The organism is Janthinobacterium pasteuri, from assembly GCF_051380775.1.
Lineage (GTDB): Bacteria > Pseudomonadota > Gammaproteobacteria > Burkholderiales > Burkholderiaceae_D > Janthinobacterium.
In genome coordinates this window covers 14,957-40,189 of sequence record NZ_JBNYXS010000024.1, presented here as the reverse complement: position 1 = coordinate 40,189, position 25,233 = coordinate 14,957, and the positions used below count along the sequence as shown (strand labels likewise).

Below are 25,233 nucleotides of genomic sequence, written 5' to 3'. Positions count from 1 at the left end.
GCCACGGCGGAGCAAAGGATGACAGCATGGTACAACGTCGCATCGGCCCGGCCGACCTGGTTCCCGGCGAACCCCTGCCCTGGGATATGTATCTGGCTGACCATAGTGCCGGCCCGCAACTACGCAAGGGGCAAATCATCACGGACGGTGCGCAGCTGGGCCGTTTGCTGCAACTGGGCCTCTACGTGGGCACGCCCGAACAGCCATCCGTGCTGCGCCTGCTGAACGAGGCGGCGCAGCGCCTGGAACGGCTGCTGCTGGACTTGCGCAGCGAAAGCAATGCCGAGCGCGACGTGCGCGACATCGCCCGCGAACTGCTGCGCGCGCTCGGGCACGATGCCGACATCGCCCTGGCCAGCATCCTGCTCAATCAGATCGCCGGCACCTACGCCGTGCGCCACTGCATCGAAACGGCGTTGCTGGCCATGCTGGTGGGGCGCAGCATGCACAAGTGCCACGATGAACTCATACTGATCGGTGCCGCCGCGCTGACGATGAACGTGGGCATGCTGCGCCACCACGACAGCTTCCAGGACCGGCGCGGCCCCCTGAATGATGAAGAAATGCGCATCGTGCGCCAGCATCCGCAGGAAAGCACGGAACTGCTGCGCTGCGCCGGCGTCGACGATGAGGAATGGCTCAGTTGCGTACTCTTGCACCATGAAAACGACGACGGCAGCGGCTACCCGCAAGGACGCACGGCCGATGAAATCCTGCAAAACGCCAAGCTGATCGGCCTGGCCGACCGCTATTGCGCCCGCGTCTCGGCGCGCAACTACCGCCGCTCCATCGTCCCCGACCAGGCGCTGCAGCACATCTTCCTCGACCAGGGCGTGCCCATCGACCCGCTGCTGGGAGAACAGTTCGTCAAGCTGCTGGGCAAATATCCACCCGGCACCCTGGTGCGCCTGCGCAGCGGCGAACTGGGCGTCGTCACGCAACGGGGCGCCGCCCACGTGCATCCGCTCAGCGCCCCCCTGGGCGCGCCGCTGGCCGCCGCCGAGCTGATGCAACTCGCCCCGCGCGACACGGCCGACAGCCGCTTTGCCATCATTTCGTCCCTGCATGAAGACGATGCCGGCTTGCATTTCAGCATGCGGCATGTGTGGGGTGATGAGGCGCGGTTGTAAAGCTGCTTCAGCTCACCCTCAAGAAAGCGTTCAGCAACGGCTGTTGGAGACCAAGCTCCAACGTTGTCCACTCCAGCGTTTCCGGGGCGAGACAGTCATGTGCGCCTGAGCGCGATTCACTTCACTGACGTCAAATACGCCCGCAATCCATGCGTCAGGACAAAAGGAAACACGCTCGCATGGTCTTCGTCCTCGAACACGCGCAAGCGCGTCTTCAAGCCGGGGAACTTGCGCGATTTCAACTTGCCGTCGAACTCGCGCAAATCGGCCAGCATGTCGGCGTCTTCCTCCGAACGCGAGCGCTTCTTTCCTGGTGCCAGCTTTTCCAGCCCGCCGATGCCGAAGAAGACCGATGCGGGCAAGTCCTTGTGGCTGGCGGCGTACGCCTGCTCGCGGTCGAACATGACGCCGGCGTCGTACCACAGCGACGGACTGCCGAGAATGTAATGCTCGAAGGTACGCGGTTCGCTGAGCAGGAATTGCAAGCCCAGCAGGCTGCCATAAGAATGGCCAATAAAAACCTTGCGCTGCATGTTCACGCGGTAATGCTGCGCGATGAAGGGAAACACCTCGCCCGAGACGAACTGGCCATAGGCCTTCGCTTCGCCGAATGCCGGTTGCCGCCCCGGCATGTCCGAGCGGTAATCATGCTTGCGCGGCGTGGTGGGCGTGTAATCGCGGCGGCGGCTGTACACCCCGCCATCGCCATTGGCGTACGACAGGCCGACCACCACCACTTCTTCCATCCCGGCATGCTTGTTCAGGCGCTGCGCGATATTGCGCACGATGGCGAACGAATAATTGGCGTCCACGACGAACAGCACCGGATAGCGCTTGCTGCCTTGCCGATAGGAATCGGGCAAGGCCACATACACCTGGTAATCGCGGTTCAAGCCTTGCGCATGGATGTCGCGTACCTCGGTATTGTCAAGAACGTAGGTGGCTGGCGCGCTGGCGGGTGCGGCCAGCGCGCTGTTGGCAAGGAAGCAAAAGACGATGAGCAGACTGCGCGGCTTCAAGCTGGCTTCTTTCATTGAGGTAATTGCTATTTTGCAGCAGCCGCCGTCAACTGTACCAGCTTGCGCTCGACAAACGCCTGCAGTTGCGGCGACAGGGTTTGCAAGCCCTTGGCCCGCTCGAACGCCTGGCGCGCCTGAGCCGGGTGATTGTCGGCTTGCAATGCTATCCCCAGGCCCATCCACCAGACGCTGTTGTCAGGCGCTGTCTGCAGGGCCAGCTGGTAGTGCTCGGCCGCTTCGCGGTAGCGCTGCTCGCGCTGCAACACGCCGGCCAGGAAGGCATGGTATTCGCCGCTGTCGGCGGCGTACGGCAGGCTGCGCATCAAAGTGTCGAGGGCCGCAGCGCCGCCGTTGGTCTTGTCCAGCTGCAAACGGGCCAGCATCATCGCCTGCGCCGGCTGTTTCGGGTCCAATGCCAGACTCAGCTGCAACTGACGCGCCGCCTCGTCGGGACGCTGCGCTTCGAGCAGCAGGCGCACCAGGGTTTCGCGCGCGCCCTGGTGGCGCGGGTCCAGCTGCAGGGTATGCTGCAAGCCGGCCAGCGCGTCCGAAACGCGGCCATCCTGCAACTGGGCCAGCGCGCGCCGGTAGTCATTCTCCACGCGCTGCTGCGCGGTGACTTGCTTGCCATCGATGATGCGCTCACTGACGGCAGGCGCTGGCGTCTTCGCCACGTGCGCCACGGCAGACCTGGCGGGTTTTTCCGTGATGCGGCGCATTTCAGCAGCGCGCAGCTTGGCTGGCGCGACCGTTTCCCCGGCCGGCAACACCGGCTCGGGTGCCACAGGCGCCGTAGCGACCGGCGCCGGCGCAGCGACCGGAGCAGGCGCAGCCACAGGCGCCGACACCGGTACGGGGAGCGGCACGGGTAGCGGTGCAGCCACCGGCTGCGGCGTGTTGGCCACGCTGACCAGCACGGGCGGCACGGCCGGGCGCTTCAGGTAGACCCAGCCCAGGGCGATGGCGGCCGCCGTCAGGCCGGCCGCGCCGCCGAAGACCAGCGCGCGCGAAACGCCGCGCTCGCGTTCGGGCACGGAGCGGATGCCGGCCGCGTCGCCGCGCCCATCGGGGGTGCCGCGCGCATCGAGGTCTTGCAACATCTTGTTAATCAGGCTCATCTACAGGCTCATCTTCGTCATCGATTCAATAAAGTCCAGCTCACGCCGCAGGCGGCGGCCAGCACGCCGGTGCCGGCCAGCCACGGCCATGGTCGTTGCCAGAAGCGGCGCGGCTTGCTGGCCAGGGTATCGCTGGCGGCCAGCGCCACGTGGCGTCCGCTGACCTGCTGCCGGCCTTCGCCGTACGCCACCATCAGCGCCTTGTGCGCCATGATGTTGATCAGGCGCGGGATGCCGCCGGAAGCCTTGTACAGCTTGCTCACGCCGCCCCGGCTGAACAGGCGCGCGCCATCGAAACCGGCCACGCGCAGGCGGTGCGCCACATAAAAATCCACATCGTCGCGCGACAAGGGCCCGAGGTGATAGTGAAAGGTGATGCGCTGCGCCAGCTGGCGGATTTCCGGCAGGGCCAGCTTGACGTCCAGCTCGGGCTGGCCGAACAGCACGATTTGCAACAGCTTGCGCTTTTCCGTTTCCAGGTTCGTCAGCAGGCGCAAGGCTTCCAGACTGTCGACGGGAATCGCCTGCGCTTCATCCAGGCACAGCAGCACGCGCTTGCCCTGTGCCGCCAGGTTGAGCAAGCGCAAGTTGAGCGACTTGAGCAACTGATGCTGATCAGCATCTTTCTCCAGCAACACATCGAGATCATCGGCCAGCGCCAGGATCAGCGAACGGGCCGGCAAGTTCGGATTCGGGATGTAGGCCGTGACGAAGTCCGGCCCCAGCGACTGCATGAACTTTCGGCAAAGAAAAGTCTTGCCTGTACCCACTTCGCCAGTGATCTTGATGAAGCCCTCGCCATTGCGCGCCGCCACCAGCAAGGTGTTGAGCGCCTTTTGCGACTGCGGGCCGTTGAAGAAGAAACTGGTATCGGGCGTGAGGCCGAACGGCGCCTCGCGCAAGCCGAAATGGGCCTGGTACATTTAGCGCCGCTCCGATGGGCGGCGGGGGTCGAGCGCCTCGATGCGCTTGCCCGAATCGAGCAAGTCCTCGTTCCAGCTGTTGGCGCCCTCAACGATGGTCGGCTTGATCAGCACCACCAGTTCGCGCTTCTGGATCACCTGTCCCGTATTGCGGAACAGCGCGCCCAGCACGGGAATATCGCCCGCGCCCGGCACTTGCGAGCGGTCCGAGGTGGTGGCCTGGCGCATCAGGCCACCGATGGCGACGATACGTCCATCCTGGCTGCGCACCATGCTGTCCATCTCGGACGTGCTGGAGGCGGCCAGCGGCAATTTCAGCGAACCGGCACTGCCCAGGTCGATTTCCTTGCTGATGGTGGTGACCTGGCTGACGGACGGATGCACGTGCAGGATGATATTGCCCTGATCATCGATCTGCGGCGTCACGTCCAGCACCACACCGGAAAAGAATGGCTGCAAGGTGACGTTCGGGCTGGAGGTGGTGCCGCCCGTGGTGCCGGTCGACGTGACGGTGGTGCTCACGCCGGTGACGAAGAATTCATCCGTGCCTATCTTTAGCACGGCCTTCTGGTTGTTCATGGTGGCGATGCGCGGGCTCGACAGCACGTGCACGGCACCTTGCGATTCCAGGAAGGTAATCATGGCAGCGAAATTGGCGGTCTGGAAGGCCAGGCCGAACATCGAGCCGGCCGCGTTCGCCGCCGAACTGAGGCCAAAACCGCTGCTGGCCGTCAGGCCGTTGCCATTCGTCATGTTCGGCGGCTGGCCACCGTTGAACGGCAGTGGCGCCAGGGTGCCGCCCGGCTGGATGAAGCCCGTCGAGATGCGGTTCGTATGGCCGCTCTTGATGGAGGCAAACGAGGCCCAGTTGATGCCGGTCTGGAAATTATCGTTCAGTTCTACTTCGAGAATCTTGGCTTCCAGGATCACCTGGCGGTCTACCGACAGCTGCGTCGCCTTCAGGTACAGGTCGACGGCGCGCAATTCGTCGGGCATGCCGCGCACCACGACGACGCCCGACTGCGGGCTGATCACCACCTTGCGACCATCGCCCGAGCCGCCGATGATGGCGCCCAGCGATTCTTTCAATTCTGCCCAGAAATTGCTGTCCGACGTGGTGCTCAGGTTGGAACTATCGATCACCACCTGGCTGCCGGGCTGGCCGGGCTGCTGCGGCTGGTTCTGCGGACTCTGCTGGCTGGACTGCCCCGACTGATTATTGCTGGTGCCGGCATTGCCCACCGAGGTCGAAGAAACGCGCAAATTCGATGTGCCCTTGCGGTTGCCCGTCAGGTAATTGACCTGGAACATGCGGGTTTGCATGGTGAGGGGCCGAATCGCAATGCGCGTGCCATCAACCTTGTAATCATAGCCATACATCTCGCGCACGGCGTCGAGCGCCTCGAACAGCGTCACATCTTTCAGGTTGGCGGAAATATTGCCCTGCACATCCGGATGCACGAGCATGTTGTAGCGCGTGCCGCTGACGAGCGAGTGAAAGAACTGGCGTGCCGGGACATTGTTGAACGCGACATTGAAACGCTCGTCCAGCACGCCGCGCGCCTTGGGCAACTGCGCGGCCAGCGCGGACGCCGGCGGCAGCAGCGCGTTTTCCACCGCGGCCGACTGCGCCGCCGGGCTGGTGGTGGCCACTGCGCCTGCCACCTGCTCCTTGATCGCATTGTAGGTGTCGCGCTTCACAGGCGCAACGTTGCAGGCGCACAAACCCGCAGCAAGTCCCAGCACGCTTGCCCGCTTGCTAATTTCAAGTATCTTCCGCATTCCCGCCTTGTGTTTATTGGGTGACATGAACCTGTTTCCTTCGTACATGCATTGCATCATTTGCGTCTACCGTCTGCGGAGTCAGCCGCAGCGTTTCCAGGGTCTTGCCGCGCCGCAGCGCCACGCTCGCTTCGCCTATGCTGACGACGACTGCGCCGTCCACTCTGTCACCGGCGCGCACGCTGCGGCCATCGATCACGGCCAGGCGCCGCCCGCCAGGCCGATTGGAAATCAACACCGATTGCAGCTGCGGCCGCACCGCACCGGCAGAGGCCGTACTACCGAGGACAGGCGCCGCATCGGGCGGCCGCGTGGGATCGACCAGCGCCTGTGCAAACACCCCCGGCGCCAAAGCCAGCAGCACGCCCGCAAGGAGCACGCAACGACCGGCGCGCATCACAGCGCGATCCATTTCTCGTCCAGGCTGAGCGTGTACAAGGTCAGGCTCAGCGTGGCATTCGGGTACTGCTCGACTTGCATATTGAGCTTGCCCCAGAACACATGGGACGGCATGGCCTCCACGGCATCCATATAATTCACCATATCCAGATAACTTCCACGCAAGACGATTTCCACACCATGGCGGTATAGCACGGCCGGCGCCTTCGCCGGCTCGGCGTCCGCTGGCGACTGCCCGGCAGGCGCGGCGGCAGAAGCGGACGCCGCCGCCTTGCTGGCGACATGGCCGCCCTGCCCCATGGGACCGGATGGCAAGGTGGCCAGCGACACCAGGCGCAAGTTAGCCTGCTGTTTCAGCAATTGCTGCAGCATCGGCACGATGCGTTCGGGCGCCACCAGGCCGTTTTGCGTCGATTGCAGGGCCTGCCGCATCTGCTGGACTTCCTGCCTGATCCGTTCGAGCCGGATGCGGTCCTGCTGGTTGGGGTCGCCCGCATGCGCGGCCATCCTTTGCGCCATCTCGGCATCGATGGCTGCGACGGCCTGCTGACGCTGTGCAATCGTGTCGGCCAGCGCCTTGCGCTTGTCCAACTGCGGATTGACGAACAGATACACCACCGTGAAAATCAGCAGCGCGGCACTGGCGCCAAAGACCATGAACCGTTCACGTGCGCTGAGCGCATCAAATTTCAGCGCAAATTGTTGCCATTGCTGTTTCATTGCTTGACCGCCCCTGCTTCGCTGACGGGTGCCGCCGACGCTTGCAAACTGAATTCGATAAAGCGCGGCACCGGTGCTGCCACGGCAGCGGCCGGCGCGGCGCCCGGCAATGCCGGCGCCGACACGGCGGCCTGAGCAGGAAGCTGAGCGGTGGCCATGTCGAGGCGCGCGAACGATTTGCCCTGCAATGCCGATTCCCTGGACAAGGCACTGATGTACTGGGGCAGCAAGTCCGGCTGCACGACGCGCCCCTGCAAGCCGATCTCGGTTTCCTTGCCTGCGCCGGCAATGCTCGCTCCCGTCAGCCACAAGCCATTGACCCTGGCGCGCGCGAAGGCGCGGAAATAATCGGCATAACCGTGTCTATTGCCCAGTTCGCCGCCCTGCAGAATTTGCCCGGCTTCCAGCAAGGCGCTGCGGTCAGCCTCTGCCCGGCCCAGCGCGCCCGCGATCAGCGGGTCCTTGCCGGGCACGGCAAACCGCGCGAACACATCCGCCCGCCGCGCCTCGCGTGCATCGAGCACGACCTTGGCGTCGGCCGCCGCCCGCTCCAGCGCGGCCACCTGGCGCGCGCCGAACCAGACCACCGCCGCACTGACGGCAAGGACCAGCCCCAGGCCCTGCAGCAAGCCCAGCGCCGACAGCGCCTGCTTGCGTTTTTCAAACGCAGGGTTGAACAGATTGATTTGCTGGCTCACGCTGGCATCTCCTCTTGCCGCAGGGCCGCACCCAGGGCCAGGAAAAAGCGCGCCTGGCCCGCAGCGGCCAACAGGTCCGGCACCTTGGAAAAATCAAACAGGGCCGTCAGATCCAGCGCCTCGACCGGCATGTACAAATTGTCCGCAAGGTAAGCATGCAGGCCGTCGCTGCCGGTCGGCGCCAGGACCAGCCTGGCAACGGAAATAAAATGGAATTGACGGTCGAAATGGTCAAAGGAACGCTGCAGTTCCAGCGTGATCCTGTCGTAATACTGCTGCCGCTGGGTGTCGCTGGTATCGGCCAGCTGCGCCACGGTCACGTCGATGCGGCGCGCCAGGTACAGTTCCCCATCGAACGTGACGGTCAACAGCCCCCCTTCGCCATCGAAAGACAGCATGGCCAGGCCGCGGCCCGGCGTTTCCATCAAGCCCGCGATATTTCGCTGGGCCATTTCCGGGATATCGATGACCGACAGGGCGATCTTGCATTCGCCATACAGCGCCTGGCGCTGGGCCACGGCAGTGTTGCGCGCCGCGACGGCGAACAGCGATTGCGCGCGTCCCGGCCCGTTTTTGTCGGCTGGAATATCGATGACGTCGACGGTGGCGTCCGCCGCCGGAAAGTCGATCATATCCTTCAGGCGCCAGCGCACGGCAGTCTTAAGCTCTTCCGGCGGCACGTTCGGCGCGTCGAGCGTCAGTATCTGATACTCGCCCGCGCCGAGCAAAGTGGTGTTTCGATAAGACTGGGCATGTACATCGCGGTGCATTTTCTCCAGGGTCGCCGCAGCCAGCGGCTTGCGTCCGGCATACATGACCGCTGCCTGCACCAGCGGCTTGTCGTCCGCGCGCCGCTTGACCACGGCAGCGCACACGCCTTCCGCTGAGAATGATGTCGCCAGCCAACCTTCGTGTTTTTTTGCTTTTGCGAATAAACCCATGCCACCGATCCAGAGAATGAAATGCGACGACAGCGGTGCCGTCCGAATGATGCATTGAATCAATTTTAATTCATAGCAGGTATGAACAGGTTAAAAAAGAAAACATTGACAACATATTTTCAGGAAAACACCACGATTGTCACGACGCGCCGAAAAATCGCCTGCCATTCAATATATTTCACGCATGAAGAGCAGTATGGGGTCGCTCTTGAATGCGCCTATGGTTTGGCGCGCCTGTCCCGGCAGGTAAGGTATCAGCGACTGTAGCGTGAGCGTGCCTTTTTTCGTCATGGGCGCGGCGGGCTTGGCCATCAGTACGCTGCCGGCGCCCTGCTGCAGCAAGCCACTGTCGAGCGGCAAGGTGGCCGCGGCTGGCAACTGCGCATCCGTCAGGTTGAGATAATCCTTCAAGACGAAATTCTTGCGCAGCAGGGCCGTGCAATTGTCCAGCGTATTGGCGGCATATGCGCTGCCGTTCCAGTATTGCGCGACCAGGGGCACCAGCAGCGCGCGCTTTTCCGAGCCATACATATTGTTGATGCGCAAGCGGCCATGGCGCAGCCGGGTATCGCCGATGGCGACACTGGCGGCGGGCGCGACCGCCAGGCTATTCACGCTGGAAATGAGCGCGCCGTCGCTGTCGCTGATGCCCACCACCAGCGAAAAATCGTCGTACGGGCCATCCTGACCGCTGGCCAGCCGGTCAAAGCTGTGCAGTACCGTGATGCCCGTCGCGCCACTGGGAATCGCCTGCTGCAGGCCAGGCGCGGCGAGCGTAATGCTGCCAGCGCCGGCAGTGCCTGTCTGCACCGTATAGATGGCGGTATCGCCGCCAAACTTGATCAGTTCGCCCGCCGACAGGCCGCCGCTGCCTGCCACCACCACTTGCGTGCTGCCGGCGGCATACGCGCCACCATCGGTCGTGTAGGAACGCCCGCTGCGCCCCTGGTTCCAGGCAAAGGTGGGCAAGGCTGGCGCCAGGCGGCCGATGGAGAGTGCCGCGCCGGCATTGCTGGCACCCACGCTGACGCTGGCGCGTCCGGGATAGGCGCTGCCATAGCGCGCCAGAATCTGGTTGCCCTTGCTCAATGCCGTCGCGCCCAGCACGACGCCCAGTTCGCGCTGGCCCAGGTAGGTGAAGTCGCCGCAGGCCGCCGTCAGTGCGCCCGTAAGCGCGTAGTGGTCAGGGAAAAAGCGGCCGAAGACGGGGACCGGGGTTTGCGCCTGGTTGGCGATATTGCAGCCAAACTTGCCATTCACGGCTGTATTGCTGCTGCTGCCAATGACGCAATCGCCAGGCTGGTCGACGCTGGTGTAGGCATTGTCGAGCACCGCCTCGGGCAGCATGCGGAAGGTGCCGACATCGCCATAGGTCACGCCGCTGTTGCTGGCCAGGCCGCTGGCCAGCACCGCCTGTCCCAGCGGAAACGGGCTGGCATTGGATGTCGACGCGAGGCGGTCGGTGTAGTCGGTGGCACTGAGGAAACCGGTGATTTTCTGGCCTGCCGCGGTATTGTCGACCAGCGGCGTGCCGTTATAGCCGGCAACGGCCGCCGCGCCCAAGGTGAACTGGGCGCCCGCCGCCAGGCTGGGCGTGCCGCTCAGGCCGCTATTGCTCATGTTGGAACTGAGCGTGAACTCCTGTGGCCGCACCGCAAAATTATCGGTCGAACAACCCACATTGGCTGTGCCGCACACGGCCGCGGTGCATGTCACGCGCACACGCACGTCGCGGTAGGCGCTGTACCGGGGCGCCACGGCGGCAATGGCGCTGGCCGGGATGCTGACGTTCGTGGTCGAATAGCCGCCCGTAAACGCCACCAGACCCAGCGGAATGACCGCCGTCTGGGTGAGCGGGCAATTATTCGCCCCCAGCGCGACGCCGGTAGCGGTATTGACCAGCAAATCGACCGTGGCCGCGCCAACGAAAGTCGTTTCCAGACTGGCATCGCTCTTCAGTTTTACCAGGTCGAGCTTGAAGGCCGTGTCGGCCAGCTTGGTATTGAGCCGCGCATAGCTGATACTGCTGGTGCTGGGCACGCAGCGGGGCGACGTCGCCTCGCAGGCGTTGAAACGGGCCACCGCGCACGCCTTGATCACCAGCGACTGGTCTTCCTGCTCCGTGAACTGTCCATCCGTCACATTCACGCTGACGGTGGCTGCCGTGCCGCTGCTCAGGCCGAACACTACCTGGTACTCGCCGTTGAACAGATACGTCGCCACGCCGTCGTTCAGCGTGCCATTCGACAGCACGCCATAGCCCGAGATCAGGGCCCAGTCGCCGATGCCGTTCGAGGTACTCAGCTGGATTTGCGTGGTGTTGTTGGGCATCACGATATTATTGTGATTGACGTCATGCGCCGTCACCGTGACCGTGCTTTGCTGGCAGGTCAGACCCGTGCCTGAATTGGTCACCGCATAATGGCTCAGGCAGCCGGCCTGGCTCAGGTTCTGATCGCGCTGCACCAGCGCCAGGCCGCCCTCATAATTATAGGCACGCAATTCGTCGATGGCGCCATCGGTGGAATTGCCGCTGCCGTTCTGCCCCGTCACCGTGCTGCGGTTGTCGCCAATGAACAGGCTGCCGATGCGCGGCGAGACCACCGCAGCGGTGGTAAACGCCGACTCCTTTTGCAGCACGCCATCGACGTAGATGCGCAGGCGGTCGCTATTGGACGCCGCCAGCGCATTGAAGCTCCAGCTCACGGCGATATGCTTCCAGGTACCGGCGGGCACGCTATTGGCAGCCGTTTCCACCACGCGCACGTTGCCCAGGCTGTCCGTGACGACGAAGCGCAGGGCGCCCGTGCTGCGCCGCACGAGAAAAAACCATTCATTGTTCAGCTGCGTGGCGTCGAGCAGTTGCGCATCGCGCGCCCCGCTGCCGGACCAGGCCGTGTTGGCCTTGTACCAGAACGTGATGGTGCCGGCACCGCCCATGTTGCCAGGCACGGAAAGGCCGCTGTCGACAGCATCGATGGCGGAGGTGCTGGTATTGAGGGGGAAACTGGCGGCACGGCAGACGCGACCGGCGGCGATCGTCTGCGCGCCGCCCAGCACCGTGCCGTCGCGCCCGTTGCCGCTGGTATCGCTCACTTGCGCCGGCGTATTGTTCCAGCTGGGCTGCTCCATGCGGTACTCGAGCACCGGGCGGGGAATGTAGAACTTGATCGCCGAGTTCGTCACCGGAAAACCGGTCTGCGGCGTATCGTAATCGTTGCTGTCCGCCTGCCAGCCTATCTGCCCCAGCTTGCCGGAAGGCCCCGCCACAGCGGCGCCATACTGGTAAACGAATTCGCCGTTTTCCTGCAAGATCAATTGCAGGCTGTAAGAGCCGGTCGGATTGGCGCCGGTGGTCCATTCCGGCACATTATTCCAGGTCACCACGAAGCTGCGATACGGCGCCGTGCCGATGGTGGCGTAGCTGACATAGCAAGTGAGGCGGCTGGCGCAGGGGGTATTGTAGGTGGGCACTTCCAGTTTCGAGGTGGGGTCGAGGTCGTTGCCATAGATGCGCATGGTGTAATTCAAACCGCTGTCCGGATAGGGCTGCGTCTGCACCGGGCTGCCATAGCCGCAGGTGACATTGTTATTGAATTGCACCCGACCATTCGTCATCACGCGCAAGGTGGTGAAGGCCACGCCGGAATACATGAAGCTGAAGCCGATGGGTAAGGCATCGCTGAGCGTATCGTCGAGGATGGGTGGCGCGGTGCCGCAGCCGGCGGAACCGTTGAATTTGTACGGTGTGGTGTTATAGCCGAGCTTGGCATGGTTGCTGGCGTCAATCCAGTTGTAGGCAAAACTGGTGTTGGCATAGGTTGCCGCCTGGGCCGGCGCGCAACAGAGCATGGCCAGAGCGGCCAGCCGGGCCAGTGCGTTTATCCATAACGAGATGACTGCCTGCATGTTGCTCCTTTAAGCTGCCGTTTAAAACTCCGCCTGCACGACGCGTTGCACATAATCGGGATTATTCGTGGCGTTGGCAGTGGCGCAAACGCCACCCACAGGCTGGTTGCAGGCGGTGGCAATCACCTGGAAACGGGGCAATGCGCCCGCCGCCTGCGTGCAGCGCACGGTCACGCGAAAGCCGTTCAGCGCGCTATTTGCCGGCAAGGCAAAATCGCTGCTGGCGACGCATTTGCCGTCGACGCGCTGCCGGTACACGCCCCACTCCATGCCGGCGCGGGCCGCCTGGTAGGCGCGCGCGCCCTGCACGTCCAGCGCCGACTCGGCATGCTGCATGGTGGAGATGGAGAGCAGCGCCACGCCCAGCGCGGACAGCACCACCAGCAGGAAGATGGCGGTGACGATGCTGAAGCCGCGCGGCGGGCGGCATGGCTGCCGCCCGTGCGACATGGGGGAAATGGAGTTTCTCATGGCGAATTATTGACTTGTGCCTGTTGCACCAGCGTGATCTGGCCCGCGTTGCCGCCGGGCATGCCCAGGGTCAGGCTGACACTCACCAGGCCGCGCTGCAGGTTCGGCAGCGTATCGAAAGAAAAACCGCAAGCGGCCACCTGATTGGCCAACAGCGCCGCCGACGGCGCGCCAGTCAGCAGCGCCGCTGTACTCACCGGCTGGGTCGCCTGGATCGTATAGCCGGCATAGCGCGTCAGCGTGCCCGTGCCGTTCGCATTCGGCGCGCAATGATAGGTCACGACCGTACTGACCACATGGAAACGATAGCTGAGCGAAGGCATGGACGGCGTTTGCGCGACGAAGGGATTGCTGGCCAGCGTGACATCGTTGCCGCTGATGGACGCGACCTGGGCGCGGTTGCACTGCCCGCTGCAATTATAGGCGTCCACCGGAGGCTGATCGCCCAGATTGTTGACGACGATAAAGTCGCCGGGAACGATGGTTTGCAAGCCGGACGGCACGGCGCCCACGATGGTAAAGACGTTCGCATTGCTCCCCGGCGTGAGGGGATCGAAGGCCAGCACCTTGCCCGGCGTCGCACTGAGGTCATCATCTTCCGACAGATAACGTCCGCCCGTCTTGGTCAGCAGCAGCTCCAGATAACTGCCGCTGCTATTGCTCGTCACGCGCACGCTGTTGGGCAAGGCCAGGCGCACCTCGCGCGTGATGCGCCGCGATGCCGTATCGGCCGCGTCCGCCAGTTCGGCGCGGGCGCTCACATCCAGGTAGCTTTGCACGGGGGCACGAATGAACACCGTCACCATGCCGGCGACAATGGCCGTGATGATGATGACCACGATCAGTTCGATCAAGGTGAAACCGCGCTGCCGGGGGCGTAAAGACATCATCATGGGACGGCATTGCCTGCATAGCGCGTGCGGTAGCCGGCCAGCACGAGCTGTTGATTCGTGCCATACGTCACCGTGACCGTGATGCGCAAGACATTCATGTTGATGGGCGTGGCGTCCGAAGGCAGCATGGCGTTTGCAGGCCCCAGCCCCGCATCGGGGCTGATGGCCACGCTCACCTTATAGCCGTCAGGAAGCAATTTTCCGGCCACGTCCTCCTTGTAGCTCAGGGGAGTGTTGAAGGCGCGCACATAGTCGCTGACATTGTAATACGGCCGGCCCGTGGCGGGCTCCGTCGCGCTGACATTTTGCGGCGTGTTGCAGCCGGTGGGATTGGTGGCACTGTTGACCAGTCCTGCATTCGTCGCCATGTCGGCGGCAGGATCAGCGAGCGGATCGCAAAACGTAAACCGTGCCCCTTCGATCTCATCAAGCATGGCTTCGGCGATGGCCAGCGCCTGCTTGCGCAATTGCGGATCGGCGCTGCTGGCCGTGGTGCGCGTAAAAATTTGCAGCAGGCCCACAACGGCGATGCTGACCACCACGATGAAGATGACCAGCTCGATCAGGGTCACGCCGCGCTGCCCCGGCCAGCGCGCCGCCATGGCTGCGCCCCTAGTAATGGACATAGCCGGTCTCCCCTTCGACGATGATGTTGCGCGCGATGCCGCCGCCATTGACGCCGATGCTGACGCGCGCGGGAAAGCTGGAGACAGGTTCGGTGTCAGTGGACTTGTAAGGACGGCCCAGTGCATTGAAGTAAAAAGCAGCGGCATCCGCCGGCACGCTGTAGCTGATCTTGTTGGGTGGCGCTTCACACAGCCACGCCGTGGTATTGGCGCAGGCGCCCATAGTGGCGCTGCGGCCACTGTTGCCGCCCGCCGGCGGCAAGACGCGGTTGGCGGCGTCGCAGGCAGTATTGAAACACAGGGCGATGCGGCCGCCGTTAAGCAATACGAAGACGGGCCGGTTTTGCGCGATCGCCAGCTTTTGCGCATAGCGCAGCATGCTGACGTTCTGATCGGCAAAACTGCGCGCATCAAAACTGTCTTGCCGGAAGAAACGCGGCACGGCGACGGCGGCAAGGATGCCACCCACCACCAGCACCGCAATCAGCTCGACCAGGGTGAAGCCGCGCTGCCGGCGCCCATGGCTGGCCGGCCCGGCAAACATCAAACCTGCTGGAGACAGCATCGTGGATACCTGTGGCAATGAGCGGCATGACGGCTGAAACATGCCCGGAAGAATAAAAACGCCTGGCGAACCAGGCGGATTGCATGCGGTGCGACTGTCCGCCGCATGCGGGGCTTACGCTATTAGCAATCTGTCTTGGCAGCGGCAGCGGTAGGTGCGGCGCTCACCACTGCCGCCGCAGTGGTCGTGGCGACGGTATAGGTAAACGCACATTTGAGATGGCTCGCATCGGCGGCGATCGATAATGGCGCGGCGCCCGTCAATGAGAAATCCGGTGCCGAGATACCGGCCGCCAGCTGAATACCAGCGACGTCAGGATAGCCGTTCACAATGGAGATATCGGTACCATCCATCGTCACCTTGGTGGCGGTGGCGACCGCACCTTCGACCAGCCATTGCGCATGAGCCAGGGCAGCGCCTGCCTGCACCGATCCACGGGCGCCGTTGATTTTCGCCAGGCGGGCATCCACCGACAAATTGATAAAACGGGGAACCGCGGTGGCCGCCAGTATGCCCAGGATAACGACGACGACGACTAACTCGATCAGCGTAAAGCCCGCTTGAGCACCCTGTTGAAAACGACGAATTGATTGCAGTTTCATGCTGATCTCCAAAAAATCAAAAAACAATGCTGGCAAAATTTGCCCGCAGAATATAAAAGTTATTTCAGCCCGCCCGCCTCGCCCAGCTGCATCAGGACCACCTGCGGCACATCCACCGGGCTTGAGGGCTTGGCCGAAGCAAGGGGCGCTTGCTGCAAGCTTACCTTGAATTGAAGCAACTCGGAACGGTATCCGCCAAAAATGTTGCCTCGATTTAATATATATATTAATTCTGCATTACTTTGATCAAAAAACCAATGACTTTGGGGAAGTTTTTCTATCGCCGGCGCCGTATAGGCACCCAAATAATTGACCGGTCTTTCAGCCAGCCAATCGATAGGATTTTTCCCGGCCAGCGCCGGCAACTGGTTTTGCCGGTCGGACGCATACAATTCCAGCACCTGCATGCGCAGCCCCGCGCGCAGCGCCAGCAGCGTTTGCTGTACCGCGACCCGCTCCGCTTCCTCCCGAAGCACCGTCAACCGGCTCAGCAGAACGACCGCCAGTACGGCGATGACGGACACGGTGACGGCCAGTTCAAACAAGGTAAAACCGCGCTGCCCTGTCTTGCCAGCCAACATGTTGTTTTTTGGCGAAATGCGCGGCTTCATTTATGCAGGGCCACCTTGCCCAGGTCCCACACCGGCAGGAAGATGCCCAGTGCCAGGACCAGCACCATGGCACCAAGAAAAGCGATCAGAATGGGTTCGATCTGCGCAGACAAGGTCTTCAATTCGTAATCCACTTCCCGTTCGTACATCTGGGCGATTTCATCCATCAGATCATCGAGTGAACCGGACTCTTCACCGACGGCGATCATTTGCAGCACCACCGGCGTGAAGACGCCTGCCGCCACCGAGGTGCGCAGGATGCTGTCGCCGCGCTCGACACCGTCGCGCATCTGTTCGACCCGGGCGCACAGGTAGGCATTGTCCACCGTCTGCGACACCACCGACAGCGCTTGCACGATGGGCACGCCGCTGGTGCTGGACAGGGCAAAACTGCGTGCGAAGCGCGCCATGGTGCCTTTCAGGATAATCTTGCCGGCGATGGGGAAGCGCAACTTGTAGCGATCCCATGTGAAGCGGCCAGGCACGGTGCGCAACCAGGCCCGGAACGCGGCTACCGCGGCAATACTCAGTACCAGCAGCAAAGGCCAATACGCCACCGTGAAGGCCGACGTGCCGATCAGGATGCGCGTCATCAAGGGCAGTTCGGCGTTGAAGCTGGCAAACACTGTCACGAACTGGGGAATCACGAACATATTGACGATGACCATGGCGACGATCATGGCCACGATCACGAAACTCGGGTAGCGCGTGGCAGACTTCACGCGCGCGCGCATGTCGCGGTCGAACTCCAGGTGGTCAAACAATCGCAGGAACACTTCATCGAGGCGCCCCGTCATTTCGCCCACGCGCACCATCGACAGGTAAAACGGTGTAAACACGGTGGGGTGGCGCGCCATGGCGGCCGACAGTTCGCGGCCCGCATCGAGTGATTCGCGCACATCCTTGATGATGCGCCCGAACGCGGGGCTGATGGCGGACTCCTGCAAGCCGGCCAGGCCGCGCATGATGGGCACGCCCGCCTTGAGCAGGGTGTACAGCTGGCGGCTGAACAACTGCACGTCCATCGAACTGACTTTTTTCTCCGTCAGTCTTTGCCACCAGCCGATATCGGCACCAGTGGTGGCGGCTTTTTTGGTCACCAGGATTTCCACCGGCGTCGCGCCGGTGGAAAACAATTGGTCGGCCACGGCGCCGCTGTCGGCGCCTTCCATCACGCCGGTCAGCAGTTCGCCACTGGCATTGCGCGCCCTGTAGGAGAAAAACGGCACCTTAATCCTCGCTCTGGTTGCTGATGCGCATCGCTTCCATCACCGTCGTGCGACCCTGTACCACCAGCTGCACAGCGTGGCGGCGCAGGGTTTCGCCCGCCATCTGCGCCATCGCCACCTTCATGAAGTGGGAAGGATCGGCATGGTTGGCGGCGTCGGCCACGGCGCGCGTGATTTCCAGCAATTCGTACACGCCCGTGCGGCCCCGGTAACCCATGCCATTGCAATGCGAGCAGCCCTTGCCGTGGAAATACTGGTTGCGTTCGACCAACTCACCGAGCTCCAGGCGCAACCATTCGTATTCGTTGGGCGTGGGCTGGTACGGCGTGCTGCAGCTTTCGCAGATCACGCGCACCAGGCGCTGCGCCAGCACGGCTTGCAGCGAACTGCCCACCATGTAGCGCGGCACGCCCATATCCATCAGTCGCAGCGGCGTGCTGATGGCGTCATTCGTATGCAGGGTCGACAGCACCAAGTGACCCGTCATGGCGGCGCGCAAGCCGATTTGCGCCGTTTCCTGGTCGCGCATCTCGCCGACGAGCACGATATCGGGATCTTGCCGCAGGGCCGAGCGCAGCACGCGGGCAAAATTGAGCTCGATCTTGTCGTTCACTTGCACCTGGTTAATACCGGGCAAGCGGTACTCGACCGGGTCTTCCACCGTGATGAGCTTTTTTTCCACGGAATTGAGTTCGGACAAGGCGCAGTACAAGGTCGTCGTTTTGCCGCTACCGGTCGGCCCCGTCACCAGCACCAGGCCGTTCGGGCGGTTCACGATGGCACGGAATTGTTGCACCAGCTTGGGCGGCATGCCGATGGCGTCCAGGCGCAAGGTCGTGCCGCCCTGGTTCAACAGCCGCATCACGACCGATTCGCCATACTGCGTCGGCATGGTGGAGATACGCACGTCGATGCGCTGGTTTTTCACGCGGATGGCGAAGCGGCCATCCTGCGGCAAACGCTTCTCGGAAATATCCAGGTCGGACATCAGTTTCAGGCGCAGCGCCAGCGAACTGGCGATCTTGCTGTCCGCTTCCGTCTGCAGGTGCAGCACGCCGTCGATGCGGAAACGGATCTGCAGCCGGCCTTCCTGCGGTTCGATGTGGATGTCCGAGGCGCGCACCTGCGTGGCGTCCTCGAACACCGACTGCAGCAGCTTGACGATGGGTGCCTCTTCCAGGCCCGGATTGGCGGCCAGTGCGCCGAAGTCGACGGACACGTCGCCCAGGTCTTGCTCCAGCTCGCGCGTCAGTGTGGAGATATCCTCCGTGCGGCGGTAGATGCGGTCGATGGCGGCCAGCACTTCCGTTTCGTTGACCACGGCTAATTCGATATGGCGCTTGACCAGGCGCGAGATTTCATCGTAAGCAAACAGGTCGGTTGGGTCGGACATGCCGATCAGCAAATCCTCGCGCCGGTCTTCCAGCACCAGCGCGCGAAAACGGCGCGCCTGGGTTTCCGGCAGCAGGCGCACCAGCTCGGGATTGATGTTGTAGAACTTCAGGTTAATGTAGGGAATGTCCAGCTGGCGCGCCAGGGCGCCCGAAATCTGCTCTTCCGTGACAAAGCCGTGCTCGACAAAAACGCGGCCCAGCTTGCGCCCCGAGCGCTTCTGCTCCGCCAAGGCCTGGCCCAACTGTTCTTCCGTCAGCAATTGCTGCTGCACCAAAATTTCACCGAGCCGGACTTTATCTGGCCTTGCCATGCTTGCTCCTCGACAGATTCAACAGATGCTGCACGCCAGCGGCGCACGGAGCTATTCTATTCCAGAACGTGTTGTTTCTTAAAGAAAATACATTCCGTGACTTGATTTTCGCGCATTTCAACACTCTGCAAGGAAACACTTGCAGCCCACCTGCACCCATGGCAATAATGGCGCTCGTACACCGTCTTGCCTGCCGCCCATTACCCCTATGAACGCCTGCGCCATCGAGTTTCACAACGTGCATCTGCAGCTGGCGGGCAGCGCCGTGCTGCGCGGCGTCAACCTGCAGGTACGCGCGGGCGAACTGTTCGGTCTGGTCGGCGTGAATGGCGCGGGGAAAACTTCCCTGCTGAAATGCCTGCTGGACTTTTGCACGCCCGAGCGGGGCGACATCGCCATTTTCGGCCAGCCGCACCGGCATGGCGCGGCGCGCCAGCCCTTGTCCTTTTTGCCGGAACGTTTCCAGGCGCCCTACTACCTGACAGGCGGCGACTTCCTGCGCTATCTGTCGCGCCTGCACAATGTGCGTCCCGATGCGCAAGCGCTGCGGCAAGCGCTGGACGCGCTGGACCTGGCGCCGGACGCCTTGCTGCGCCCCGCGCGCGACTATTCGAAAGGCATGATGCAGAAACTGGGGCTGGCCGCCTGCTTGCTGTCGGGCAAGCCGCAACTGGTGCTGGACGAGCCTATGAGCGGACTCGACCCGAAGGCGCGCGCGCAGTTCAAGCAAGTGCTGCGGCAAGCGCGCGCGCAGGGACGCGGCGCCCTGCTCACTTCGCATGCGCTGGCCGACGTGGAAGAATTGTGCGACCGCATGGCCATCCTGCATGGGGGCCGCATCGTGTTTGCAGGCACGCCCGCCGAATGCCGCACGCACCATGGCGGTGCGGAGGGCGCCAGCCTGGAACAGGCTTTCCTCAATTGCATCGCGGCATGAACACCGACACGCACGCTACGCCCCAGGCGTCGTCCGAGCGGCCTTACGCACCGTCTCCGCACGGCATGTATCTGGACCATTTCGGCTTGCGCACGGCGCCCTTCGGCATCACGCCGGACCCGGCCTTCTTTTATACCGGTAATACACGGGGCGAACTGCTCGATGCCCTACTGTATGCCGTCACGCAAGGCGAAGGCATCATCAAGCTGACGGGCGAAGTGGGCAGCGGCAAGACCATGCTGTGCCGCATGCTGGCCGAACGCCTGCCACCCCACGTCGACGTGGTGTACCTGCTCAATCCCCGCCTGGAACCGGACGAAGTGCTGCACGCCATCGCCGCCGAACTGAGCCTGGAACTGGACGGCTGCCGCGCCGATGCCGTGCTGCGCGCCCTGCACGGCGAGCTGATCGCCCGGCATGCGGCCGGGCGCCAGGTGCTGCTGCTGGCCGAAGAAGCGCAAGCCATGCCGGGCGCCACCCTGGAAGCGCTGCGCCTGCTGACGAACCTGGAGACGGCCAGCCACAAGCTGCTGCAAATCGTCCTGTTTGGCCAGCCGGAATTGCAGCAGACGCTGGACTTGCCCCAGTTCCGCCAGTTAAAGGAGCGCATCACCCACAGTTTTACCGTGCCGTGCCTGCCGCAGGCATTGCTGAACGACTATCTGATGTGCCGCCTGGCCGCCGCCGGCCGCACGGCTCCGCTCGTTTTCACACCGACCGCGCTGCGCCGGTTGGCGCGCTCCTCGCAGGGCATCGTGCGCAGGGTCAATATCCTGGCCGACAAGGCCTTGCTGGCAGCATTTGCGGACGATGCCCGGCAAGTGCATGGACGCCATGTGCGCCTGGCCATCGCCGACAGTCCCTTTTACCGCGCGCCATGGCACGCAGGCAAGCTGCTGGCGGGCGCCTTGAGCGCGCTGATGCTGATACTGGCCGCTGCGCTGCTGTGGCAATGGCTGACGCCTGGCCAGACAACGGCCATGGCGACGCCAGCCGCGCTTCAGGCAGCGCTCCCGCATGCGCCCCAGCCAGCGCCGTCAACGCTGCTCGACAGCAAGCTGGCCGAATCGCGCGGCTGGCTGGCACAGCAAGGGGCGCAGCAACTGGTACTGCAAATTGCCAACCTGCCCGCCAGCGAGACGGCAGCGGCAGAAACTTTTTTGCAGCAGGCGCAGCAAGCCATCGGCCTGCACGACGTCCACGTCTTTCGCCTGCCTGGCGCAGCCCCCGCAAGCAAGCCGCCAGCGAAGTCGCCAGGCAAGTCGCCACAGCAGGCGCCCGCCAGCCCCGCCGCGCGCCTGGCCATCGTCTACGGCAGCTTTGCCGACCGGGCCAGTGCCGAAACCGTCTGGGCCAGAATGGCCCCTGCGTCGCCACAGAAAATATTGCTGAGCAGCATAGACAGTATCCGCACGGAAATGAAAGCCGCGCCCCCGGCACAATCGGGGCGTGGCGCACCCTGACTTTATTTCTACATATTGCCTCCCTAGCCTGCACAGCCGATTGCTTTTAGGCCATCATGCTGGTTAAAATTACAAAAGCACAACACGACTCCAAGGGCGAACTTTTCATGAATCAACACCCTATTCCTGTGCTGGCCTCCTGGGTCACCCTCGCCTGCAGCGCGATGCTGGCTGGCTGCGCCGCGCATCAAACGCCGCTGTCGCCTGGCCACATCAATGCCCCGCCCCGCCCCGCCGGCGCCATTCCCGAACCGGTGCAGCAGAGCAGTGCGCTGGCCGCGCCCCTGCCCGCGCCCAAAGTGGAAACGTACAGCGTCACCGTGCACAAAGTGCCCGTGCAATCGCTGCTGTTTGCGCTGGCGCGCGACGCGGGCATGAATATCGACATCCACCCGCAGATCGAGGGCAGCGTCACCCTGAATGCGCTGAACCAGACACTGCCGCAGTTGCTGTCGCGTATCGGCAAGCAAGTCGACATGCGCTACGAAATCGATGGCAAGAACCTGACGGTGCTGCCCGACGCGCCCGTCTGGCGCAATTACAAGGTCGATTACGTCAACATGGCGCGCAGCACCAACAGCAGCGTGAATATCGCCACGCAAATCTCCACGGCGGGCGGCGGCTCGAACAACGCCAGTAATCCCGTCGGCAGTACGCAAGGCAGCAATGGCAACAACAATTCGACCACCCTGGTGGTGAATCGTTCGGAAAATAATTTCTGGTACAGCCTGGAAAAGAATATCCGCGACCTGCTGCGCGAGACCACGCTCAACGATGTGCAGGTGGACCCGCTGGCGCAGCTGAACCAGCAATTGACAAGCGTGCCCGGCCAGCAAGGGCAGCAGGGCCAGCCGCAAAACCAGCCCGGCAATGTCCCCGCGACGGGCGCGGCGGGCCAGTTCGGCGCCCAGCCGCCGATGCAAAATGGCGGACAGAATAGCGGCCAGTATGCGCCGGGTCAGCAGGTGGCCGGGCAGAACGCGAACCCTGGCCAGCCGCTGGACGCGAACGGCATGCCGCTGTTAAAACTGGCCAACAAGGGCAGCCCGTCGTCTGTGGTCGTCAACGTGGAGGGCGGGCTGATCGCCGTGCGGGCCACGGGGCGTCAGCACGAAAAGATCGCCGAATTCCTCGATGCGGTAGTGCACAGCGCCAAGCGTCAAGTGCTGATCGAAGCGACCATCATCGAAGTGCGCCTGAGCAATGAATATCAGCAAGGCATCAACTGGTCGCGCCTGACGGGCAGTCTGCAGCTGCGGCAAGGCCAGGTGGGCACGACGGTCCTGTCCAGCGGCGTCACGCCCAATATCACGCCGGGCATCTTCCTGCTCAATTATGCGAAAGACAGTTTTGCCACCACCATCCAGCTGCTCGAATCGTTCGGCAAGGTGAAAGTACTGTCCAGTCCGAAGATCAGCGTGCTCAACAATCAGACGGCCATGCTGAAGGTGGTGGACAACAATGTCTTCTTTACCATCAAAGTGACGCCCGCCGTGATCAGCTCGACGGGCACCATCACCACGCCGGCCACGTACGAATCGAAACTGGAAACGGTGCCCGTGGGCTTCGTCATGAGCGTCACCCCGCAGATTTCCGACAGCGATGAAGTGACCTTGAACGTGCGCCCCACCATCACGCGCATCGTTGGCTACGTGCAAGACCCGAATCCTGCCCTGGCCACGGCGAATGTGCAAAGCCGCGTACCCGTGATCCAGGCGCGCGAGCTGGAATCGATCATGAAAGTGAGCAATGGCCAGATCGCCGTGATGGGCGGGCTGATGCAAGATTCCATCGACAATGCCAAGGATGGCGTGCCGGGCCTGTACAGCCTGCCCTTGGTGGGCAATCTGTTTACCTATCGCAATGAAGCGAGCAGCAAGACGGAGCTGGTGATCTTCATGCGCCCCGTGGTGGTCAAGGATGCCAGCATCGACGGCGATTACCGCGACTACCGCTACCTGTTGCCCGGCCAGGCGCCGCTCAACACCCAGCCGTACACGGATGGCCCGCCTGCGCCCGCCGTCCAGCCGCAGGCACGCCTGCAGGGAGACGTCCCATGAGCTTGCTGATGCAGGCGCTCAAGAAGGCCGAGCGCGCCAAACAGAACAGCCTTTCCGACGATGAGCTTGAAAAGCCATCGGAAGCCTACGACCAGGTGCTGGAACTGGCACCGGCCGACGTCCTGCCGCCCCATCCCACGCCTGCCACGCCGGCGGGCGCGCCGCCCGTGCAGCCTGCCAGCACCCTGAGCCTGGAACCGCTGCCGGATGCACCGGCGCCGCAGCCGGCGCCCAGCGGCGCCCAGCCGGGTTCACCGCCAGACCCGCAACCGGGTGCGCAGCAGTCCCCTCGCCCCGAACCGCCACCCGCCCGGCCACGCGCCAGCCGCAGCAATACGCCGCCGAAAGGCCCCAGGGGGCCCATCAGCGTCGACCCGGCCACCGTGCGACTGGCCATCCTGTTGGCGATCCTGCTGCTTGTTACCGGTGCCATGGGGTATTGGTACTGGCGCGCCAGCACCAGCCCCGGCGCGGGCGCCAACCTGCCCGGCGTGCCCATGCCGCTGACGGACGCCCCGGGCGCGGTCGGTGGCGCCGGTCCCGTCGTGGTGGTGCCGGCAACGGGCACGGCGCAGCCAGACGCCCCGCCGTCCCCCGCGACGCCGCCGCCGGACATCGCACGTGACGCGCGCCAGCAAGCGGGTGCGGCAGACCAGCAGGCGATGATACAGGCGGCGGCCCAGGCCGCCGTGGCCGCGCAGTTGGCGCACATGGCGCCGCCCGCCCCGCCCAGCCTGCCGCCCATAGCGGCGCCCGACAATAGCCAGATCCAGGTACAGCGCAGCGTTGCCGCGCCGCAAATCAACCCCGGCGTGCAGCAAGCCTACCAGGCCTTCAACGGGGGCCAGCTGGGTCTTGCACGTCAGCAATATGAAACGGTGCTGCGGCAAGATGCCAACAACCGCGACGCGCTGCTGGGCATGGCGGCCGTGGCCCTGCGCGAGAACCAGGGTGCGAAGGCGGCAGCGCTGTACGTACGTTTGCTGGAAATCAACCCCGACGATGGCGAGGCGCTGGCCGGCCTGATCGGCCTGCGCCAGGGCGACGTGGTGCAGAGCGAAGCCAGGCTGAAAGCCATCCTGGCGCGTACCCCCGACAGCGCCCCCGTGTTGTTTGCACTGGGCAATGTGTACGCCAAGCAGCGCCGCTGGAACGAAGCGCAGCAGCAATTTTTCCGCGCCTACGGCGCCGCGCCCGCCAATCCCGACTATGCATTCAATCTGGCCGTGGGCCTGGACCGGCTGAACCAGCCAAGGCTGGCCGCCACGTATTACCAGCGCGCATTGACCCTGGCGCAAACCACGCCGGCCGCGTTCGACCAGGCCGTGGTGCAAACGCGCCTGCGCGACCTGGCAGCCCCCGCGCAGGCGGCAGCAGCAGGGACAGCTCCGGCCGAGCCGGCCACTATCACACCCCGTCAAGAATAAGCGAC

22 protein-coding genes are annotated in these 25,233 nt (G+C 63.5%); 5 read left to right on the top strand and 17 right to left on the bottom strand.

All coding sequences use genetic code 11. The features are described from left to right. Positions 1 to 26: 26 nt before the first annotated feature. Complete coding sequence (locus tag ACQ4WN_RS21160; protein ID WP_436553294.1) at positions 27 to 1,130, top strand: HD-GYP domain-containing protein; 1,104 nt, start codon at positions 27 to 29, stop codon at positions 1,128 to 1,130. 116 nt (positions 1,131 to 1,246) lie between these two features. Here the strand turns inward: ACQ4WN_RS21160 and ACQ4WN_RS21155 are convergent, their stop codons facing one another. The 17 genes from ACQ4WN_RS21155 to ACQ4WN_RS21075 all read right to left on the bottom strand — a co-directional run bounded on the left by ACQ4WN_RS21155 (position 1,247) and on the right by ACQ4WN_RS21075 (position 19,341). After that, positions 1,247 to 2,164, bottom strand: a complete 918-nt coding sequence (locus ACQ4WN_RS21155) for an alpha/beta hydrolase (protein ID WP_436553293.1) — start codon at positions 2,162 to 2,164, stop codon at positions 1,247 to 1,249. An 11-nt stretch (positions 2,165 to 2,175) separates the two neighbouring features. Beyond that, positions 2,176 to 3,267 (bottom strand): tetratricopeptide repeat protein, encoded by a 1,092-nt coding sequence (locus tag ACQ4WN_RS21150; protein WP_436553292.1) that lies wholly within the window; start codon positions 3,265 to 3,267, stop codon positions 2,176 to 2,178. A gap of 17 nt (positions 3,268 to 3,284) precedes the next feature. Next, entirely contained in the window at positions 3,285 to 4,190 is a 906-nt protein-coding gene (locus ACQ4WN_RS21145) for an ExeA family protein (protein WP_436553291.1), read from the bottom strand. Then, on the bottom strand, positions 4,191 to 5,999 hold the full coding sequence (gene mshL, locus ACQ4WN_RS21140; RefSeq protein WP_436553290.1) for a pilus (MSHA type) biogenesis protein MshL: 1,809 nt from the start codon (positions 5,997 to 5,999) through the stop codon (positions 4,191 to 4,193). It abuts the gene before it with no gap. Further along, on the bottom strand, positions 5,986 to 6,384 hold the full coding sequence (locus tag ACQ4WN_RS21135; protein WP_436553289.1) for an MSHA biogenesis protein MshK: 399 nt from the start codon (positions 6,382 to 6,384) through the stop codon (positions 5,986 to 5,988). Before ACQ4WN_RS21135 ends, mshL begins: the two co-directional genes overlap by 14 nt. Beyond that, on the bottom strand, positions 6,369 to 7,091 hold the full coding sequence (locus tag ACQ4WN_RS21130; RefSeq protein WP_436553288.1) for a type II secretion system protein M: 723 nt from the start codon (positions 7,089 to 7,091) through the stop codon (positions 6,369 to 6,371). The genes ACQ4WN_RS21135 and ACQ4WN_RS21130 overlap by 16 nt, the downstream gene beginning before the upstream one ends. Further along, positions 7,088 to 7,789, bottom strand: a complete 702-nt coding sequence (locus tag ACQ4WN_RS21125; RefSeq protein WP_436553287.1) for an MSHA biogenesis protein MshA — start codon at positions 7,787 to 7,789, stop codon at positions 7,088 to 7,090. The genes ACQ4WN_RS21130 and ACQ4WN_RS21125 overlap by 4 nt, the downstream gene beginning before the upstream one ends. Then, positions 7,786 to 8,730, bottom strand: coding sequence for a type IV pilus biogenesis protein PilM (gene pilM / locus ACQ4WN_RS21120; RefSeq protein WP_436553286.1), 945 nt, complete (start codon positions 8,728 to 8,730; stop codon positions 7,786 to 7,788). The genes ACQ4WN_RS21125 and pilM overlap by 4 nt, the downstream gene beginning before the upstream one ends. A gap of 168 nt (positions 8,731 to 8,898) precedes the next feature. Then, entirely contained in the window at positions 8,899 to 12,639 is a 3,741-nt protein-coding gene (locus ACQ4WN_RS21115; RefSeq protein ID WP_436553285.1) for a LamG-like jellyroll fold domain-containing protein, read from the bottom strand. Between the two features lie 21 nt (positions 12,640 to 12,660). Next, positions 12,661 to 13,110, bottom strand: a complete 450-nt coding sequence (locus ACQ4WN_RS21110) for a pilus assembly PilX family protein (RefSeq protein WP_436553284.1) — start codon at positions 13,108 to 13,110, stop codon at positions 12,661 to 12,663. Then, positions 13,107 to 14,003: a prepilin-type N-terminal cleavage/methylation domain-containing protein gene (locus tag ACQ4WN_RS21105; protein WP_436553283.1), complete on the bottom strand. Its 897-nt coding sequence runs from the start codon at positions 14,001 to 14,003 to the stop codon at positions 13,107 to 13,109. The genes ACQ4WN_RS21110 and ACQ4WN_RS21105 overlap by 4 nt, the downstream gene beginning before the upstream one ends. Next, positions 14,000 to 14,629, bottom strand: a complete 630-nt coding sequence (locus ACQ4WN_RS21100; protein ID WP_436553282.1) for a type IV pilus modification PilV family protein — start codon at positions 14,627 to 14,629, stop codon at positions 14,000 to 14,002. Before ACQ4WN_RS21100 ends, ACQ4WN_RS21105 begins: the two co-directional genes overlap by 4 nt. Continuing rightward, positions 14,616 to 15,194 (bottom strand): pilus assembly FimT family protein, encoded by a 579-nt coding sequence (locus tag ACQ4WN_RS21095; protein WP_436553281.1) that lies wholly within the window; start codon positions 15,192 to 15,194, stop codon positions 14,616 to 14,618. Before ACQ4WN_RS21095 ends, ACQ4WN_RS21100 begins: the two co-directional genes overlap by 14 nt. A 122-nt stretch (positions 15,195 to 15,316) precedes the next feature. Further along, positions 15,317 to 15,796: a prepilin-type N-terminal cleavage/methylation domain-containing protein gene (locus tag ACQ4WN_RS21090; protein WP_436553280.1), complete on the bottom strand. Its 480-nt coding sequence runs from the start codon at positions 15,794 to 15,796 to the stop codon at positions 15,317 to 15,319. Between the two features lie 59 nt (positions 15,797 to 15,855). Beyond that, entirely contained in the window at positions 15,856 to 16,407 is a 552-nt protein-coding gene (locus tag ACQ4WN_RS21085; protein WP_436553279.1) for a type II secretion system protein, read from the bottom strand. Continuing rightward, entirely contained in the window at positions 16,404 to 17,636 is a 1,233-nt protein-coding gene (locus ACQ4WN_RS21080) for a type II secretion system F family protein (protein ID WP_436553278.1), read from the bottom strand. Before ACQ4WN_RS21080 ends, ACQ4WN_RS21085 begins: the two co-directional genes overlap by 4 nt. A gap of 1 nt (position 17,637) precedes the next feature. Continuing rightward, positions 17,638 to 19,341, bottom strand: coding sequence for a GspE/PulE family protein (locus ACQ4WN_RS21075; RefSeq protein WP_436553277.1), 1,704 nt, complete (start codon positions 19,339 to 19,341; stop codon positions 17,638 to 17,640). Positions 19,342 to 19,549: 208 nt separating this feature from the next. On the opposite strand from ACQ4WN_RS21075, the gene ACQ4WN_RS21070 reads away from it, so the two are divergent. The 4 genes from ACQ4WN_RS21070 to ACQ4WN_RS21055 all read left to right on the top strand — a co-directional run bounded on the left by ACQ4WN_RS21070 (position 19,550) and on the right by ACQ4WN_RS21055 (position 25,228). Next, a complete protein-coding gene (locus tag ACQ4WN_RS21070; RefSeq protein WP_436553276.1) occupies positions 19,550 to 20,278 on the top strand; it encodes an ABC transporter ATP-binding protein in 729 nt (242 codons plus the stop codon). Then, positions 20,275 to 21,741 (top strand): AAA family ATPase, encoded by a 1,467-nt coding sequence (locus ACQ4WN_RS21065; protein ID WP_436553275.1) that lies wholly within the window; start codon positions 20,275 to 20,277, stop codon positions 21,739 to 21,741. The genes ACQ4WN_RS21070 and ACQ4WN_RS21065 overlap by 4 nt, the downstream gene beginning before the upstream one ends. Before the next feature lie 107 nt (positions 21,742 to 21,848). After that, positions 21,849 to 23,801, top strand: coding sequence for a secretin GspD/PilQ domain-containing protein (locus tag ACQ4WN_RS21060; RefSeq protein ID WP_436553274.1), 1,953 nt, complete (start codon positions 21,849 to 21,851; stop codon positions 23,799 to 23,801). Further along, positions 23,798 to 25,228, top strand: a complete 1,431-nt coding sequence (locus ACQ4WN_RS21055) for a tetratricopeptide repeat protein (protein ID WP_436553273.1) — start codon at positions 23,798 to 23,800, stop codon at positions 25,226 to 25,228. The genes ACQ4WN_RS21060 and ACQ4WN_RS21055 overlap by 4 nt, the downstream gene beginning before the upstream one ends. Positions 25,229 to 25,233: the final 5 nt, after the last annotated feature.